This window comes from Kitasatospora sp. NPDC127116, from assembly GCF_042677365.1.
Taxonomy (GTDB): Bacteria; Actinomycetota; Actinomycetes; order Streptomycetales; family Streptomycetaceae; genus Kitasatospora; species Kitasatospora lactacystinica.
This window is the reverse complement of the sequence record NZ_JBHXTL010000039.1, coordinates 18,157-35,653: the sequence shown is the minus strand read 5'-3', so window position 1 is coordinate 35,653 and position 17,497 is coordinate 18,157. Positions and strand designations below refer to the sequence as shown.

General features: G+C 72.1%; 14 protein-coding genes. All 14 read left to right on the top strand.

The genetic code is table 11. The features are described 5' to 3' along the window. Positions 1-152: 152 nt before the first annotated feature. The 14 genes from ACFVHV_RS17880 (at position 153) to ACFVHV_RS17815 (ending at position 17,491) form a co-directional block, all read left to right on the top strand. Positions 153-1,889 carry an ABC transporter ATP-binding protein gene (locus tag ACFVHV_RS17880; protein ID WP_359899066.1) on the top strand — a complete coding sequence of 579 codons (1,737 nt, stop codon included), beginning with the start codon at positions 153-155 and terminating at the stop codon, positions 1,887-1,889. Continuing rightward, complete coding sequence (locus ACFVHV_RS17875; protein ID WP_359899064.1) at positions 1,886-3,643, top strand: ABC transporter ATP-binding protein; 1,758 nt, start codon at positions 1,886-1,888, stop codon at positions 3,641-3,643. Before ACFVHV_RS17880 ends, ACFVHV_RS17875 begins: the two co-directional genes overlap by 4 nt. Before the next feature lie 49 nt (positions 3,644-3,692). Further along, a complete protein-coding gene (locus ACFVHV_RS17870) occupies positions 3,693-4,463 on the top strand; it encodes an alpha/beta fold hydrolase (RefSeq protein ID WP_359899062.1) in 771 nt (256 codons plus the stop codon). Positions 4,464-4,494: 31 nt separating this feature from the next. After that, complete coding sequence (locus ACFVHV_RS17865) at positions 4,495-6,162, top strand: AMP-binding protein (protein WP_380351970.1); 1,668 nt, start codon at positions 4,495-4,497, stop codon at positions 6,160-6,162. Further along, complete coding sequence (locus ACFVHV_RS17860; protein ID WP_359899058.1) at positions 6,159-6,854, top strand: alpha/beta fold hydrolase; 696 nt, start codon at positions 6,159-6,161, stop codon at positions 6,852-6,854. The genes ACFVHV_RS17865 and ACFVHV_RS17860 overlap by 4 nt, the downstream gene beginning before the upstream one ends. Before the next feature lie 88 nt (positions 6,855-6,942). Then, the gene (locus ACFVHV_RS17855; protein ID WP_359899056.1) at positions 6,943-8,133 is read left to right on the top strand and encodes a cytochrome P450; all 1,191 of its coding nucleotides are present in this window, start codon (positions 6,943-6,945) and stop codon (positions 8,131-8,133) included. A gap of 34 nt (positions 8,134-8,167) precedes the next feature. Beyond that, complete coding sequence (locus ACFVHV_RS17850; protein WP_380351968.1) at positions 8,168-8,350, top strand: hypothetical protein; 183 nt, start codon at positions 8,168-8,170, stop codon at positions 8,348-8,350. Further along, positions 8,350-10,065, top strand: coding sequence for an amino acid adenylation domain-containing protein (locus tag ACFVHV_RS17845; RefSeq protein WP_380351966.1), 1,716 nt, complete (start codon positions 8,350-8,352; stop codon positions 10,063-10,065). Before ACFVHV_RS17850 ends, ACFVHV_RS17845 begins: the two co-directional genes overlap by 1 nt. Continuing rightward, positions 10,065-10,793 carry a hypothetical protein gene (locus tag ACFVHV_RS17840; RefSeq protein ID WP_380351964.1) on the top strand — a complete coding sequence of 243 codons (729 nt, stop codon included), beginning with the start codon at positions 10,065-10,067 and terminating at the stop codon, positions 10,791-10,793. Before ACFVHV_RS17845 ends, ACFVHV_RS17840 begins: the two co-directional genes overlap by 1 nt. A gap of 73 nt (positions 10,794-10,866) precedes the next feature. Further along, entirely contained in the window at positions 10,867-11,535 is a 669-nt protein-coding gene (locus tag ACFVHV_RS17835; RefSeq protein WP_380351962.1) for a 4'-phosphopantetheinyl transferase, read from the top strand. Positions 11,536-11,593: 58 nt separating this feature from the next. Continuing rightward, positions 11,594-12,982 (top strand): condensation domain-containing protein, encoded by a 1,389-nt coding sequence (locus ACFVHV_RS17830; protein WP_380351961.1) that lies wholly within the window; start codon positions 11,594-11,596, stop codon positions 12,980-12,982. 36 nt (positions 12,983-13,018) lie between these two features. Further along, on the top strand, positions 13,019-13,234 hold the full coding sequence (locus ACFVHV_RS17825; protein WP_380351959.1) for an MbtH family protein: 216 nt from the start codon (positions 13,019-13,021) through the stop codon (positions 13,232-13,234). Continuing rightward, positions 13,231-13,983 carry a thioesterase II family protein gene (locus ACFVHV_RS17820; protein WP_380351957.1) on the top strand — a complete coding sequence of 251 codons (753 nt, stop codon included), beginning with the start codon at positions 13,231-13,233 and terminating at the stop codon, positions 13,981-13,983. Before ACFVHV_RS17825 ends, ACFVHV_RS17820 begins: the two co-directional genes overlap by 4 nt. A 55-nt stretch (positions 13,984-14,038) precedes the next feature. Further along, a complete protein-coding gene (locus tag ACFVHV_RS17815) occupies positions 14,039-17,491 on the top strand; it encodes an amino acid adenylation domain-containing protein (protein ID WP_380351956.1) in 3,453 nt (1,150 codons plus the stop codon). Positions 17,492-17,497 lie beyond the last annotated feature (6 nt).

Sequence of the window (17,497 nt, the reverse complement as noted above, 5' to 3'; positions counted from 1 at the left end):
TGGTCGAGCCAGTTCTAGAAGCCTGCACAGATTCCTCGAAGCTGCTTCTTCATCATGACCACCTCCTGTCCGTGGTGACTATAGCCACAGACGGTCGGGAGGTGGAAGGAAAATCTGGATAAGGCCCAGGAAAGATGGTTAGGATTTCACTCATGACGGATTCGTACGCCGATCCGGGAACCCCGGATCACCGAAGTGCCGCGCGTTACCTGTGGTGGCTGACCATGAGTCAGCGCCGACGGGTGACGGGCGGCGCGGTGATCGGCACCCTCTGGATGGTCGGCCTCCTGCTGCCGCCGTACCTCATGCAGCGTGCGATCGACGACGGGCTCCAGCGGGGGAGGACCGGCGTCCTGGTCGCCTGGGTGGCCGCACTGATCGGCGCCGCGCTGCTCAACGCATGGCTCGGCATCATGCGCCACCGCATCATGACGCGGGTCCGGATGGACGCCACCTTCCGCACCATCAAGGTCGTGGTCGCGCACTCCACCCGGCTGGGTGCCGAACTGCCACGAAAGGTGACGGCCGGCGAGGTGGCCAGCATCGGCGTGGGCGACGTCGCGCAGATGAGCCAGACACTGACGATCACCGGCCCCGGCGTCGGCGCTGTCGTGGCGTACCTGGTGGCGGCCGCGCTGCTGCTGTCGGTCTCCGTCGCGCTCGCCCTCGTGGTCCTGCTCGGGGTGCCGTTGCTCGCGGTCGTGGTCGGACCGCTGCTGGAACGCCTCCAGGGCGCGGAGTCCAAGTACCGCGCGCAGCAGGGGGCGCTGACCGCCCGGCTCGGGGACATCATCGGCGGCATGCGCGTGCTCAACGGCATCGGCGGCAAGGAGATGCTGGCCGGCCGCTACCTGCGCGGATCGCAGGACCTGCAGGCCGAGGGCTACCGGGTCGGCGCCGTGACCAGCTGGATCCAAGCACTCTCGGTCGGCCTGCCCGCCCTCTTCCTCGCGCTGGTGACCTGGCTGGCCGCCCGGATGGCAGCCGAGGGCACCATCACGATCGGCACGCTGGTCGCCGTCTACGGCTACGTCGCCGTCCTGGTGGTACCGGTCTCCAACTTCATCGAAGGCGGATACGACCTCACCAGGGGCCTGGTCGCCGCTCGACGCGTCGTCCGGATGCTCGACCTGAAACCCGCCTTCGAAGACGCCGCAACACTCCGGCCCACCCATGACGAGCCATCAGCACTGCACGACGCCGACACCGGTGTGGAACTGGTCCCGGGCCGGCTGACCGCGATCGTGAGCGCTCGCCCAGCCGACTCCGCGGCCGTGGTCGACCGGCTCGGCCGGTACAGCGCGTCCGCCGCGACCTGGGGCGGCGTGCCGCTCGCCGAGGTCGCCCTGGCCGAGATCCGCAGGCGGATCGTGGTGGCGGACAACGACGCCGACTTCTTCTCCGGCACGCTGCGCACCGTGCTCGACGGCCGGTCCGAGCACACCGGCCCGGCCATCGCCCAGGCCGTCCGAGATGCCGCGGCGCAGGACATCGTGCAGGCACTGCCCGATGGCCTGGACACCATGATCCAGGCCCAGGGCAGCAACCTCTCCGGCGGACAGCGCCAGCGGCTGCGGCTGGTCCGTGCCCTGCTGGCGGACCCGGAGGTGCTCCTGCTGGTCGAGCCCACCTCCGCCGTGGACGCCCACACCGAGGCCGCCATGGCCGCCGGGCTGCGCCGGGCGCGGACCGGGCGCACCACCGCCCTCACCTCGACCTCCCCCGTCCTCCTGGAACAGGCCGACACCGTCTGCTACCTCGTCGACGGCCGCCTGGCGGCGGCCGGCCCGCACCAGGAACTGCTCGCAACAGAGCCCGGCTACCGCGCGCTGGTGGCTCGCGGCGAAACCGCCACCGAGTCCACGCCCGCCGAGGAGGCCGTCCGATGACCGCTCAGACCGAGACCGCCCCCGGACGGCTCCCGATCGCCGGTCCCGCCGAGGTCCGCCGGGCCGCCGTGCACCTGATGAGGCAGGACGGCCGTGCCGTCGCCGCGACGCTGACCCTCAACGGACTGGCCGCGGCCGCCGGACTGGGCGGCCCCTGGCTGCTGGGCCGCATCATCGACGACGTCCGGGGCGGCGCCGGCACCGGACACGTCGACCGACTCGCCCTCGGCATCCTCTGCTTCGCGCTCGCGCAGCTGCTCCTCGGCCGCTTCGCCCGCTACGCCGCCCACCGCTTCGGCGAGCGGACCCTGGCGCGGATCCGCGAGCGGTTCGTCGACCGCTCCCTCGCCCTGCCCGCTTCGGTGGTCGAACGCGCCGGCGTCGGCGACCTGCTGACGCGCGGCACCGCCGACGTCGCCACCGTCGGCTCCACCCTGCGCGACGCCGGGCCCGAGGTCTCCGTGGCGCTCGTCCAGATCCTCCTGATCCTGGTCGCCATGCTCGCGGTCAACCCGCTGCTCGGCATCTGCGGGTTGCTCTGCCTCTCCGGGATCTGGTTCGCCACCCGCTGGTACCTGCGCCGCGCGCACACGGGCTACCTCGCCGAAGGCGCCGCCAACTCCGCGCTGATCGAGATCCTCACCTCCACCGCGACGGGGGCCCGCACCGTCGAGGCCCTGGGTCTCCAGGACCGCCGCATCGCCGCCACGGCCGAGGCCGTCGAGCACTGCCGGGCCACCCGTACCTACACCCTCAGCCTGCGCACCGTGCTCTTTCCCGTGGTCGAGTTCTCGTACATCGCCCCGGTCGCCGGCATCCTGCTGCTCGGCGCCGCCCTGCGCGACACCGGCGCGGTCACCACCGGCGCGGTCGTCGCCTGTGCCCTCTACTTCTGGAAGCTCTCCGAGCCGCTGGACAAGGTCCTGCTCTGGCTCGACCAACTCCAGCGCAGCAACGCCTCCTTCGCCCGGGTCGAGGGCATCGGCCAGGTGGACGCCCCGGCCGTGACCGGCGGCGGCCGGCCCGAGGACGACCGGATCGACGTGGTCGACGTCCGGTACGCCTACCAGGGTGAGCGGGACGTCCTGCACGGCGTCGACCTCACCGTCCGTCCGGGCGAGCGGCTGGCGATCGTCGGCCCGTCCGGAGCCGGCAAGTCCACCCTGGGCCGGCTGCTGGCCGGGGCGGAGACGCCCCGCACCGGACGGGTGACGGTGGGCCAGGTGCCCGTCGCCGAGCTCGACCCGGCCCAGCTGCGCCGACACGTCGTCCTGGTCTCCCAGGAGCATCACGTCTTCCTCGGCACCGTCCGGGACAACCTCCTGATCGCCGCGCCCGCCGCGACCGACCAGGACCTGCTCGCGGTGCTGGCCGCCGTCGACATCGACTGGGTGGACGAGCTGCCGGACGGCCTGGACACCGAACTCGGTGCCGGCGGGCTCCGTCTGGACGCCCAGCAGGCCCAGCAACTCGCCCTGGCCCGGGTGGTCCTGGCCGATCCGCACACGCTGATCCTGGACGAGGCCACCTCCCTGCTCGACCCGACCACGGCCCGGCACACCGAGCGCTCGCTGGCGGCCGTGCTCAAGGAACGCACCGTGATCGCCATCGCCCACCGCCTGCACACCGCCCACGACGCGGACCGGGTCGCGGTCATGGACGGCGGCCGGGTCACCGAACTGGGCAGTCACGACGAGCTGTTGGCGGCCGGCGGCGGATACGCCGCGCTGTGGAAGTCCTGGCACGGCGCCTGAGCGCGCCCCGGCCCTCCCGACCTCTCCCGACCAGTAGGAGCGGAACTCCATGCACTCGGCACCACCGCAGGCCCAGAGCTGGGTCCGGCCGATTCCCGGCCGGACCGAGCCCGGCGCCCTCCGGCTCTTCTGCTTCCCGTACGCCGGGGCAGGCGCCTCGGCCTTCCGGGGGTGGGGCGCCGGACTCCCGGAAGGAGTGGAGGCACTCGCCGTGCAGCTGCCGGGTCGGGAGGACCGGTTCTTCGACCGGCCGATCGCGGACCTGGAAGAACTGCTGGACGTCCTTCTCCCCGCCCTGCTCCCGTACCTGGACCGGCCGTTCGCCTTCTTCGGGCACAGCATGGGCGCCATCGTCAGCTGGGAGCTCGCCCGCAGGCTGCAGCGTGAGCAGGGGCTGGAGCCGGTCCGGATCACGGTGTCCGGCTGCCGGGCGCTACCGGCCCACGAGTCCAGAAAGCCGAGCGAACTCGACCTCTCCGACGAGGAGCTGATCAACGAGCTCCGCCGTCTCAACGGCACACCGGAGACGCTGCTGCAGAACCCGGACTTCGCCGCCTTCATCCTGCCGACCTTCCGGGCCGACCTCTCGCTGTTCGCCGGCTACGTCTACCGGCCGGGCGAGTTGCTCACCTGCCCCGTCTCGGCCTTCGGCGGTGACGCGGACCCCAGGGTCGCCGAGGAGCACCTCCATGGCTGGGCCGAGCTGACCACCGGCCGGACCGAGGTGGAGGTCTTCCCCGGCGGCCACCTCTTCCTCAACGACGAGCGGGAGGCCGTGCTCCGGAGCGTGTCCCGGGCGCTCCCGGTCGTCGGCCACTGACCAGTACTTCTTTCGAACCCAGGGGGCTCGCGTGGAGACAGTGTGGAATGTCGTCCAGGCTCAGGCGGAGCGGACGCCCGAGGCCGTGGCCGCGCGGACGGCACGCACCTACACCTACCGTGACCTCGCCGCGCTGGCCGCAGACCTCGGCGAGCGGATGGCGGCGAAGGTCCGGCCGGGCTCCGTCGTGGCGCTCGACGCGTCCAGCCGGTTCAGCGGGGCCGTCGGCATCCTCGCCGCGAACGCCGCCGGCTGCGCCGTGCTGCCGCTCGACCGGCAGAGCCCGCCGGCCAGGCGGGCCCGGGTCCTCGACGACGCCCGCCCCGCCCTGCTGCTGCGCGAGCTGGCCGAGGGCGAGTTCGCCCTGGAGGGGAACGGACTTCCGTCACCGCCGAGGGAACCGGACCTGGGGGAGATCGCCTACATCCTGTACACCTCCGGCTCGACCGGGCAGCCCAAGGGCGTGATGGTGGGCCACCAGGCCCTGATCGACCGCCTCGCCGCCCTGGCCGAGCGGCCGGGGCTGGCGGCCGGCGAGAGCGTGCTGGCGATGGCCGCGCTGTCCTTCGACATCTCGCTGGTGGAGCTGATCCTTCCACTGACCGTGGGGGCCTCCTTCACGGTGGTCCCGGAGGAGATCAGGGCGGATCCGCTCGCCTTCGCGGAGCTGGTGGCGGGGGCCGCACCGGACGTCGTCCAGGCCACCCCCAGCTTCTGGCGGATGCTGACGGCCTCCGCCTGGAAGGGTGCGCCCGGCAGCCGACTGTGGACCGGCGGAGAGACGCTCACCCCGAGCCTCGCCCGGGAGCTGCTGCCGCGGTGCGGCGAACTCTGGAACGTGTACGGCCCGACCGAGGGAGTCCTCTGGGCCACGGCGGCGCGGGTGGACTCCGCCGAGCGGATCTCGCTCGGCGAGCCGGTGGCCGGGGTGGGCCTCCTCACCGACGAGAGCGGTGAACTCCTGCTCTACGGGGAGGGGCTGGCGCACGGCTACCTCAACCGGGAGGAGCTGACGGCAGAGCGTTTTCTGCACGGCGACACCCCCGACGGCCGCCGCCGCGTCTACCGCACCGGGGACCGGGTCGGACGGGGACCGGACGGCGCACTGACGTTCCTCGGCCGCCTGGACAGCCAGGTCAAACTGCGCGGACACCGGATCGAGCTGGGCGAGGTGGAGGCCGTCCTGGAGGAGCACCCGGAGGTCTCGCAGGCCGTCGTGCTGCTCCAGGACGCCGACCGGCCCGACACCGCGGCGCTGGTGGCCTTCGTGGTACAGCGCGGCGAGGCGGACCTCCAGGGCTGGCTGAAGGACCGGCTGCCGTCGAGCCACCACCCCGCCAGGATCACCGCCCTGTCCGCGCTGCCCCGCACCACCACGGGAAAGGTGGACCGGATCGGATTGGCGGCCGGCCCGGCCGTCGACGACCGGGTGGTGCAGGCCGCCGAACCGCCCGCCGCAGCGCCCTCGGGGGACGTCCGGGCACTCGTGGCCGAGGCGTGGCGCCAGACGCTCGCCGCGGACCCCGTCGACGAGGACACCAACTTCTTCGACGCCGGCGGGAACTCGGTCCTCCTGACGGTGCTCCAGAAGCGGCTCACCGACGGCCTCGACATCCGGGTGCCGATCAAGGAGATCTTCCGGCACCCGACCGTCGCCTCGCTGACCGACCACATCCTCCGTACGGAGACGCCCAAGTGAACCTCTACTGCATTCCCTACGCCGGGTGCTCGGCACGCGTCTACGACCCGTGGCAGCGGCACCTGCCGGACCGCGTCACCGTCGTGCCGCTGGAGCTCCCCGGCCGGGGCTCACGCTGCGTGGAGGAGCCGATCGACGAGCTGGCAGCCCTGCTCGCGGACCTGTACCAGCAGCTCGACCCGACCTCGCCGTACGTGCTGTTCGGCCACAGCTACGGTGCTGTGATCGCCTTCGAGCTGACCAAGCTGCTCCGCTCCAAGGGCGCTTCGGAGCCGTCGGCGCTGCTGGTCTCGGCCAGCCGCGCACCCCGGCTGCCGGCCGCCGACGCGGACAGCCACCGACTCTCCGACGCCGAACTCATCGAGCGACTGGCCGCGTTGGGCGGGACCCCGAAGGAACTGCTGGAGAACGAGGAGCTGATGGAGATCTACCTCCCCGTCATCCGCGCCGACTACCGGATCCTCGGCGAGTACGGCACCGGCACCCCGGGCACGGTCGGCTGCCCGGTGGTGGCGTTCTACGGGGACACGGACGACGAGGCGGACCTGCCCTCGGTCGAGGCGTGGGCGGAGTACACGGACGGTCCCTTCCGAGTGGAGGAAATCCGCGGCGACCACTTCTTCCTGCACTCCGCCGAGCGTGAGCTCGTGGCCGCCGTCGAAGCGGTCTGTACGAAGGGGGAGCCGTGCTGAGTCCGGCCGTCGCACCGGTGACCCCCGGCCCGTTGTCGGTCGCCCCGCCGCGCCGGGTCGACCAGAACCCGGAGAGTACCAAGTGACCGTGACACAGGCCCCACGCTGCCCCTACCGCGACGACGACCGCCCGGCGGCCGACCCCTGCGCGGACTACCTCCCACTGCGGGAGGAGGAGCCGGTCCGCTGGGACGAGGACCTGGAGGTGTGGATCGTCTCCGGGTTCCGCGAGACGACGGCCCTGCTGCGGCACCCCGCTCTGTCGGCCGCCTGGCCGCAGCGGGGCACCACCACCCTGCACCGGGAGGGAGAGGGCGGGGGGCGGGCCGCAGAGGTCGTGCGCAGGTGGTTCATGTTCAACGACGACCCCGAGCACGCGGCGGCCCGCCGGGTCGTCGCGCCGCTCTTCGCGGCCGACCGGCTCGCCGCGATGCGTCCCGCCGTCGAAGAGCTCGTCGACGAGCTCCTGGCGGGGCGGACGGACGGGCTGGAGGTGATGGCGGAACTCGCCGTCCCGCTCTCCAGCCGGGTCATCTGCCGGATCCTGGGTCTGCCCGGGGAGGTCGCGCCCCGGCTGCACGACTGGGCGCCCGACATCGCGGCGCTGCTGATGGCGGACTACCTGCCGGAGGTCAGGACCAGGGCTCATCGCGCCTTGCGGGAAATCGCGGACGTGGTGGACGAGGCCCTGCGCTCGGAGGTCCGCGAGGGCACCGGGCTCTGGCTGCTGCGCAACGCCCACCAGGGGGGCGTCATCGAGGCCGCCGACGTCTGGGCCACGGCGAGCCTGCTGATCTACGCCGGGTTCGAGACCACCTCGACCTTCATCGGCAAGGCCGTTCGGGCCGCGCTGCACGCCGATGCCTGGGCCGACCTGCGGAGCGGTGAACCGGGCTCGGTGGTCGACGAGCTGCTCCGATTCGACACCTCGGTCCAGCAGGTGGCCCGGGTGGCCACCGCGCCGGTGGAGGCGGCCGGTCACCTGATCGCGGAGGGGGATCTCGTCCTGCTGATGCTCGGCGTGGCCAACCGCGACCCGGCCGTCTTCGACGACCCGGACCTTCTGGACTACGACCGCGAGATCAGGCGGCACCTCAGCTTCGGCTTCGGCGCGCACTACTGCCTGGGGGCTGGGCTGGCGCGGATGGAGTCCGAGATCGTACTGGAGCGCCTCGCCGGCAGGTGGGCGGATCTCGCCCTCGACGGGCCGCCGGTGACGAGGCAGCACTTCGGCGTCACCCTCCTGGAGCGCCTGGCCGTGCGCGGCACGGCCTCCTGACGGCCGACCGCACATCCCCGAAAGGAGAGTTGGGATGACACGAGTGACGAGCGGCTCCCCGGAGTCGGCGGACAGCCCCATCGGCGGGGAGCGGGTGTCGCGGCACCACCTCCGCCGGTTCCGCACCCACCAGGATCACCGGGGCGACAGGGACGTGGTGGAGCGCGCCGCCCGGGCGGACCGGGAACTGCTCGCCGGGGACAGGAGTGGTCTTTGATGCAGGGCATCGTGAACGAACGGACGGTGGTCCGGATGCTCGGCGCGATCGTCGACGCGCATCCGGACGTGGTCGCGGTCGAGTGCGGCGGGCAGAAGCTGACCTACCGTCAGTTCTGGGACGCGGCCGCCGCGGTGGCCGGACGCATACGGCAGGCCGAGGGCCACCGGAGCGGCTGCCTCGTCGGCCTGCTCTTCGAGCGCGGCATCGAGGGCATCGTGGCGCAGCTCGGAAGCTGGCTCGCGGGTGCCGCGTACCTGCCGCTCGACCCGGCACTGCCGGACGGCCGGGTGGAGGCGATCCTGCACGACGCCCGGCCGGTGGCCGTGCTCGCGCAGGAGGGGCTCGCCGGACGGGTGCCCGCGGGTGTTCCGGTACTCGACGGCACCGGGGCGGCCCCGGCGCCGGTGTCGCCGGCCCCGCCGGCCCCGCTGGCCTACGTCATCTACACCTCCGGTTCGACCGGTACGCCCAAGGGCGTCGAGGTCGGCCACGCGGGCCTGGCGAACCTGGTGTCCTGGCACCGGGAGACCTACGGCACCCGGCCCGGGGTGCGGGTCGCAGCCTTCGCCGGGCTGGGGTTCGACGCCGCGGTCTGGGAGGTCTGGGCGGCTCTCGCGAGCGGGGCGACGCTGGTGCTGCCGACCGAGCGGCTGATCGTCGACAGCGCGGTGGTCGCCGGGTTCATCGAGCGGAGCGCCATCACGCACTGCTTCCTGAGCACCCCGCTCGCCGAGCAACTGCTCGCCCTCCCGGCCCCGCCCGTCGGCCTGGCCGTCCTGCTGACCGGCGGGGACCGTCTTCGGGTCAGCCCGCCGGCCGGCTTCCCCGCCGCGGTCTTCAACCACTACGGGCCGACCGAGGCCACCGTGGTGACCACCGCCAGCGCGGACCTGCGCCGCTGCCCCACCGAGGGCGCGCCGGTGATCGGACGCCCCATCACCGGCGCGAAGGTCCGGCTGGTGGACGCCGACGGGGTCGAGGTCGCCGAGCCCGGCGTGCCCGGGGAACTGCTGATCGGAGGCGACGTCCTGGCCTTCGGCTACCGGGGCGACCCGGAGCTCACCGGCCGCAAGTTCGTCGCCGACCGGGACGAGAACCGCTGGTACTCCTCCGGCGACCTCTGCCGCTGGACGGCCGACGGCGAGCTGGAGTTCGTCGAGCGGCGGGACGCCCAGGTCAGCATCCGCGGTCACCGGGTGGAGCCGGCCGAGGTCGAGCAGGAGATCCTGGCCGTCCCCGGAGTGGACCAGACGGCCGTCGTCCACGTGCCGGACCAGGACGGCGGATCGCTGCGCGCCTACTTCTGCGGCGAGGCCGAGCCGGACGACATCCGCGCCGCGCTGACCGGTCGGCTGCCCGCGTACATGCTCCCCGCCGGGCTGCACCGGCTCGTCGCGATGCCGCTGACACCCAACGGCAAGATCGACCGGAAGGCCCTGCCGGACACTCCGGTCGCAGCCGCGGCCGAGCCCTCCCCCCTCGGCGCCACCGAGGCGCGGATCGCCGAGATCTGGTCGGATCTGACCGGGAACGTCCCCCGCTCCGGGGACAGCTTCTTCGAGATCGGTGGGCACTCGCTGATCGCCGCCCGGGCGGTGTCCCGGACGCGCGAGCAGTTCGGCATCAAGATCGGGCTGCAGGCCATCTTCAACCATCCGGTCCTCGCGGACTTCTCCGCCGAGGTCGACGAAGCCGTCAGGAGTGCAGAGTGATGCAGGACCAACGGCCCCTCGTGATACTGGAGTTCGGGAACGAGGTGCCCCGCAGGACCTTCGGCGCCATCCTGCCCGACGGCTGGCAGGAACGGACCCTCAGGATCGACCCGTTGCACTACCCCGGCCTCGCCGACGGAGTCGTCGGGACGGCCGAGCAGGCCGCCCACTGGGCCGAGCGGATCACCGCCGCCGGGCCGCTCCCGGTCGCGGTGCTGGCCTACTGTTCGGCCGTCGGCCTGGCCTCGGCACTGGTGGAGGCGCTGCCCGGGCCGGACGTCCCGCTCATCGTGCTCGACCCGGCACCGGCCGATCCCAGGACTCCTCAGGAACTGCTGGACGACCTCGCCCTGGCCATGGACGAGTCCGCCGAGGTGCCCACGATCACCGGCCTGCCGTCCGGTGACGCGCTCGCCCTGGCCGGCTCCTTCCTGCTCTCGGTGATCGTCGGCTGCTCGCCCGGGCTCGACGAGGAGATCCTGGTCGAACTGACCGAGGGGCAGCGGGCCTGGCTCAGCTTCACCCTGACCGCGGCGGTGCCCCCGCAGGCCCCGCCGGCTCCCACCCACGTCCTGCTGAGCGAGGCGCTCGACTGGCCGGGCCCCGGGGCGGTGCACCGGGTCGATGTGACGGCGGAGGAACTGTTCCACGCGCCCGCCGTGAAGGTCCTGCTCACCGACCTGCTGGCCACCGGGGAGAAGGAGGAGCCGTGCAGCCCGCCCTCGTAGAGCGGGACGCCGTCGACGTACCCACCCCGGAAGCGGTGGAAGCCGTGACGGCCGAACTCGACGGGGCCGCCTCGTGATCACCCTCCTGCCGCCCGGCGCGGAGGTCGAGGAGGCGTACGGTGATCTGCCCGACGTCCCGCTGCAGCCGGGGGAGGCCGAGGCGGTCGCCCGCTCACCGCTCGCCAGGCGCCGCGAGTTCGCCACCGTCAGGCACTGCGCCCGCACCGCCCTCGGCCGGCTCGGCATCCCCCCGGCCCCGATCCTCCGGGGCACGGCGGGGGCACCGCAGTGGCCGCGCGGCGCGGTCGGCAGCATGACCCACTGCTCGGGCTACCGGGCGGCCGCGGTCGCCCGGGCCGGGGCATTCCGCTCCCTCGGCATCGACGCGGAGGTCCACCAGCCGCTGCCCGACGGCGGCCTGCGCCTGATCACGTCGCAAGCCGAACGGCGCCACCTCGCGGAGCTCCTCCGCCGGGACGCGGAGGTGCACTGGGACACGCTGCTCTTCGCCGTCAAGGAGAGCGTCTACAAGGCGTGGTACCCCCTGGGCGGCACCGTGTTCGACTTCGCCGACGCCGAAGTCGCCCTCGACCCGGACAACAGGACCTTCACCGCCCGGCTGCCGGTTTCGCAGGCGACGGCCGACGGGGCCGGCCCGGTCTTCTTCGAGGGGCGCTGGCGGGTGGCGGACGGGCTGGTCCAGGCCGCGAGCGCCGTTCCGGGCCGGCCGCGCACGTCCTGAACCGGTCGCGTCGGTCCGGGTATTCCGTAAACCATTGATGTGAGGATTGGCTGGCCAAGTGGAAGACCCCGACGATTTCGAGGACGACAGGGCCTGGTTCGAACTGTGGAACGGCCAAAGGGGGCTGTGGCTCCAGCATCAGCTGGACGAGGGCCGGGCGGAATCCAACCTTCCGTACTGGCAGCACCTGTACGAGGCGGTGGACATCGTCGCCGTGCGCCGTGCCGCAGCCTTCCTGATGGACCGGCACCAAGCGCTGCGGCTGTCCTTCCGGGACACTCCAGAAGGTCCGCGCCAGCGTGTCCTGCCCGCATTCGACCTGGACGTGCCGCTCGTCGACCTGACCGGCGCCGCCGATCCGACGGCCGAACTGAATCGGCGCGTCCGGGCCGAGAACGCGACCCCCTTCGACGAACTCGCCACCCCGCCGGTACGGCTCAAGGTGTTCAAGCTGGCCGCCGACCACCACTGCCTCTACGTGAACGTGCACCACATCATCACGGACGGCACCAGCATGGGCATCCTCATACGCGAACTGCTGCTCTGCTACCGAGCCTTCGCCGCGGACGGAGAGCCGCAGCTGCCCCCGCTCCCGACGACCTACGACGCCTTCGTGCGGGGCCGGCGGGAGTGGCTGGCGAGCGACCAGAGCAAGGCCATGGAGGCGTACTGGCTCGACCAGTTGGCCGCCCCGCTGCCGCGGCTGCGCATCGGGGACCACGACGCGCCCGCCGATGAGGTGGTGAACGAGACGCTGGAGTTCGACGTCGAGGCCGACACGGCCGCAGGGGTGGCGGCACTGGTCAAGAAGCTGCGCGTCACGCCGCACATCCTGCTGCTCAGCGCCTACGCGGTCGCGTTGCGGGACATCAGCGCCGACGACGACATCGTGGTCTGCGTCCCGTTCTCCGGCCGGGACACCAAGGAGTTGAACGGCATGTTCGGCAGTTTCGTCAACCCGCTCTCCGTCCGGGTGCGGATGTCGGGTGCGGACCCCTTCGAGGAGGTCGTGCGCCGGACCAGGACCGTGAGCATCGGCGCCTACGCGCACAGCCGCTATCCGTTCACCCTGCTGCTCGAGAAGCTCGATGCGGAATCCCGACCCGGCCGGAACCCGGTCTTCTCCACCTCCTTCCAGTTCGCGGACTTCCTGCCCCCGGCCCGGCAGACCTCGCAGCTCGACCTCTGCCTGTTCGGCAAGCCGGACGGCGACCGGCTCGGTCTGCGGCTCAACTACAACTCCCGACGGCTGGCGAAGTCCGAGGCCGAGGAGGTCCGGTCGGCCTTCCTGGCCGTCCTGCGGACGGTCGTCGAGGACGTGACGGTCTCGCTGGCCGCCCTGGCGGAGCCGCTGGCGCGGGCCCGGCGGGCGGCACGGACCGTACCCGCCGGCCGCCGTCGGCTGGGGGCCCTGCGAGCCTCCCGGCCCGGGACGCCGAACGCCTGAGCCGGTATCGCGCCATCTCACCGAAAGGAAGGGCCCATGGACGGACAGCGTGACGACGACGGCTACGTCGTGGTGACCAACTCCGAGGAGCAGTACTCCATCTGGCCGCAGGGCCGCGAGCTGCCCCCCGGCTGGCGGGAGACGGGCGAGCAGGGCTCGAAGGAGGCCTGCCTCGCGCACATCGACGAGGTGTGGACGGACATGCGTCCGCTGACCCTGCGCCGGGAGATGGCGGGCGGGACCGGCCGATGAGGGTGACGGTCAGGCCGCTCGCCGAGCGGCCGCAGGCGGCCACGCGGCTGTTCTGCTTCCCCTACGCCGGCGGCGGTGCCTCGGTGTTCCGCGACTGGGCCGCCGCCCTGCCCGCCGACATCGAGCCGTGGTCGGTACAACTTCCGGGCAGAGAAGACCAGTTGGGCACCCCGCTGTTCGACCGGATGGGCGCGGTGCTCAACGTCCTGGTGCCCTCGGTCATCCAGCACCTGGACCGTCCGTTCGCATTCTTCGGGCACAGCATGGGCGCCCTGATGGCCTGGAACCTCACCCGCACCCTGCAGCGGATGGAGATCGGCTCACCCACCCGGCTGTTCGTCTCGGGGTGCGTACCGCCCCAAGCCCGGAAGGAGACCGCGCACCACGCCGGTCCGGAGAAGGAGCTGATCGGGAAACTGCGCTCCTGGTCCGCGACACCGGAAGCGGTTCTGGCGGACCCGGAACTGATGCGCCTGATGCTCCCGGTGATCCGGGCCGACCTCGCGGTGGTCGAGACCTACCGGTTCACCGACGGGCCGCTGCTGACCTGCCCGGTCACGGCGTTCGGCGGGACCGAGGACGACCCCGCGGGCACTGCGGCGATGCCGCGCTGGGGCGAACTCACAGCCGGCGGCTTCGACCTGCGGATGTTCCCCGGCGGCCACTTCTTCCTGCACTCCGCCCGTCCGGCCGTGCTCGCCGAGATCGCCGGGCGGCTCGCCGCCGTGCCCCGCCAGCACGGTCACTGACCCGAAGCCCTTCGAAACAACCATCCTCTCGATCGACGGATTTAGGTGGAACGACATGTCGCAGCGGTCCGTGATGGACGTCGTCTCGGATGTGTGGACGGCAGTCCTGCACACCGAGATATCCGGTCCCGACGCCAACTTCTTCGCGCTGGGCGGAAATTCACTGCAAGGCGCCAGAGCGATCAGCCGGCTGCGCGAGGAGCTGGGCATCCGGATTCCGCTCAGCGTGCTCTTCGACGCACAGACCCTCGTCGAGCTGACCGCGGCCATCGAGGCGATGCGGGAGACGGAGCCCGGGGCGGAACAGACCATCGAGCCCTTCGACGGGCGCTCGGGCGAGGTCTTCCACGCGCCCACCTCGTTCACCCAGCAGCGGCTGTGGGTCGACGAGCACATCCAGGGTCCGAGCTCCCGCTACAACATCCCGATGGCGCACGAGCTCGTGGGCCCGCTCGACATCACGGCCCTGGGGCAGGCCGTCCAGACGCTGGTCGACCGGCACGAGGTCTTCCGCACCACCATCGAGGCGGTCGACGGCATCCCCGAGCAGGTGATCCGGGCCAAGGCCGAATTGCCGCTGACCGTGGTCGACCTCCGGGACGAGCCGGAGGAGAAGCAGGAGCAGGTTCTGGCCGCTCTGCTCCTCGACTCCGCCCAGCGGCCGTTCGACGTGGAGCGGGGGCCGCTGCTCCGGGTCGAGCTGTACCGGCTGGACGAGGACTGGCACGTCCTGCTCATCAACCTGCACCACATCATCACCGACGTGTACTCCTTCGAACTCGCCGTGGCCGAGCTGCTGGAGCTCTACGCCGCCGCCGCCGACGGCGGGATCCCGGCGGCCGCGAAGCCGCCGGTGCAGTACGCCGACTACGCCGCCTGGCAGCGGCGCACGGTCACCGGGACCACGCTCGAACGCCAACTGGACTACTGGAAGGACCGACTGCGCGGCCCGCTCCCCGTGCTGGACCTTCCGACCGACCTGCCGCCCCGGGAGACCGGCACGAGCCAGGGGGCGTCGGTGGACATCGAGCTGCCCCGAGCGGTGTCGCGCAGGATCCGCGAGCTGTCCAGGGAGCACAACGCCACCCCGTTCATGACCATGTTCACGCTGCTCAACGTGCTGCTCAGCCGGTACAGCGGCCAGACGGACATCGTGGTCGGCATCCCCAGCGCCAACCGTGATCTGCCGGAGCTCGAGTCCATGCTCGGGTGCTTCCTCAACACCCTCGCCGTGCGCAGCGACCTGTCCGGCGACCCGACGCTGGCCGAGCTGCTCGGCCGGGTCCGGGGCAGGATCCTGGAGGCCTTCGCCCACCAGGACGTCCCCTACGAGCGGGTGGTCAACGCGGTCTCGACCGACCGTTCCTCCCGGCAGGGGCCGTTCCGGGTCATGCTGGCGTACCAGCACGCGGTCCCGGCGCCGGAGCTGGCCGGGATCACCGTCGACGACGTCGAGTTGGGCCTGAACCTGAAGGCGGTCAAGTTCGACCTGGTGTTCCGGGTCGTCGAGACCGAATTCACCTACCGCCTCGCGGTCGACTACAACACCGACCTGTTCGTCGAGGACAAGGCCTGGCGCATCCTCGACCACCTGGCCGTGCTCGCGGCCGACGCGGTGGCCGCTCCCGCCAAGCGCCTCTCCGGGCTCACCATCCTTCCCGAGGAGGAGCGCCGTCAGCTCGAGAAGTGGTCCACCGCCGACTGCGGTCCCTACCCCACGGACCTCTTCCTGCACCGGCTGTTCGAGGCCCAGGCGCTCAGCACCCCGGACGCGGACGCGGTGGAGAGCGGCGACGAGCGGGTCAGCTACCACGAACTCGACCGCAGGGCATCCCGGTTGGCCGACGAGTTGACGGCGCGCGGCATCGGCACCGACGACCTGGTCGGCCTGTGCGCGGACCCGTCGGTGGACCTCATCGTCGGCATCCTCGGCATCCTGAAGTCCGGTGCCGCCTACGTGCCGATCGATCCGCTCGCCCCCGTCGACCGGATGTCGTACGTCGTCGCGGACAGCGGGATGACGATCCTCGTCACCACCCCGGAACTGCGCGACCAGCTGCCGACGGCCGTCCTGGAGAGCGTGGACGTGGTGAGCACCGCCCAGGACGGCGCGCAGGACCAGGCGCGGGACGGCGCCCCGGGTTCCGCGCTGCACCCCTCGCAGCTGGTGTACCTGATGTACACGTCCGGGACCACCGGCCGGCCCAAGGGCGTCGGCCTGCCGCACACCGCGATCACCCCGTGGATCCAGTGGGCCCAGGACATCCGTCCGATCGGGCCCGGCACCCGGGTGGTGCACAACCTCTCCTACCACTTCGACTGGTCCGTCGAGCAGATGTTCCACGCACTGACCGCAGGCGCCTGCCTGGTCATGCTGCCCCGTGAGGTCAAGGCCGACGGCCGGGCCACCGCCCGTTTCATCAACGAGCAGTCGATCCACATGCTGTACCTGACGCCGACCCAGATGCGCGGCATCACCGACGCCGGCCTCGACATGCCGACGCTGCGGCACGTGTCCATGGGCGGAGAGAACCTGGACGCCGACCTGGTGGCGCGGACCCGTGCGGTCGTCCCCGCCGGGTGCGAGATCTGGAACGAGTACGGGCCGACGGAGACCGCGGGCGCCGCCCTGGTCGGCCGGATGGGCGACGAGCCGCTGGAACGCAGCTCCATGCCGCTGGGGGAGTTGATCGCCAACGCCTCCTGCGCGGTGGTCGACCGCTGGGGGAACCTGCAGCCCATCGGCGTGCCCGGCGAGCTCTGGATCGGTGGTGACGGCGTCGCCCGCGGCTACCGCAACCAGCCCGCCCTGACCGCCGACCGGTTCGCCCCGGACCCGGCCCGGCCCGACCGACGCCTCTACCGCACGGGTGACCTGGTGCGCCGCCTGCCCAATGGGGAGATGGAGTTCCTGGGCCGGGTCGACAATCAGGTCAAGATCCGCGGCGTGCGGGTCGAGCTGGAGGAGATCGAATCGGTGCTGCGCGGTCACCCGGAGGTGGCGAACGCCGTGATGGTCCTGGAGCCCGACCAGCGGCTGGTAGCCCACGTGGTCAGGACACCGGGCAGCGGGCTCGACGAGGCCGCGCTCCGTGCCCACCTCGCCCCGAAGCTGCCCATCGTCATGCAGCCGGCCGTGTTCATGTGGCTCGACGCCATGCCGCTCTCCCCGACCGGCAAGGTGGACCGCCAGCGGCTGCCCCGACCCGAGCCGATCCCCGTGCTTGCGACGGCCGTGACGCCGCCGAGCACGGAGACGGAGCGCACCGTCGCAGCGGCCTGGGCGGAGGTGCTCGGGTTCGCCGAGGTGGACGTGCGGGCCAACTTCTTCGAGGCCGGCGGGGACTCGTTCTCCCTGCTGGCGGTCGTCAGCCGACTGCGGGCCGAGCTCGAGCTGGACATCCCGGTGCGCGCCCTGGTCGACGCGCCGACCGTCGAGACGCTGGCCGCGCACATCGAGGCACTGCGCCGGGCGGCCTTCCATCCGTCCGCGGCGCCCCTTCCGTAGCCGACC

What these genes read in the sequence shown, in the direction of transcription:
- ACFVHV_RS17875 (WP_359899064.1), top strand. Translation starts at nt 1,886, where the DNA reads ATGACCGCTCAGACCGAGACCGCCCCCGGACGGCTCCCGATCGCCGGT.
- ACFVHV_RS17845 (WP_380351966.1), top strand. Translation starts at nt 8,350, where the DNA reads ATGCAGGGCATCGTGAACGAACGGACGGTGGTCCGGATGCTCGGCGCG.
- ACFVHV_RS17820 (WP_380351957.1), top strand. Translation starts at nt 13,231, where the DNA reads ATGAGGGTGACGGTCAGGCCGCTCGCCGAGCGGCCGCAGGCGGCCACG.
- ACFVHV_RS17840 (WP_380351964.1), top strand. Translation starts at nt 10,065, where the DNA reads ATGCAGGACCAACGGCCCCTCGTGATACTGGAGTTCGGGAACGAGGTG.
- ACFVHV_RS17825 (WP_380351959.1), top strand. Translation starts at nt 13,019, where the DNA reads ATGGACGGACAGCGTGACGACGACGGCTACGTCGTGGTGACCAACTCC.
- ACFVHV_RS17880 (WP_359899066.1), top strand. Translation starts at nt 153, where the DNA reads ATGACGGATTCGTACGCCGATCCGGGAACCCCGGATCACCGAAGTGCC.
- ACFVHV_RS17850 (WP_380351968.1), top strand. Translation starts at nt 8,168, where the DNA reads ATGACACGAGTGACGAGCGGCTCCCCGGAGTCGGCGGACAGCCCCATC.
- ACFVHV_RS17815 (WP_380351956.1), top strand. Translation starts at nt 14,039, where the DNA reads ATGTCGCAGCGGTCCGTGATGGACGTCGTCTCGGATGTGTGGACGGCA.
- ACFVHV_RS17870 (WP_359899062.1), top strand. Translation starts at nt 3,693, where the DNA reads ATGCACTCGGCACCACCGCAGGCCCAGAGCTGGGTCCGGCCGATTCCC.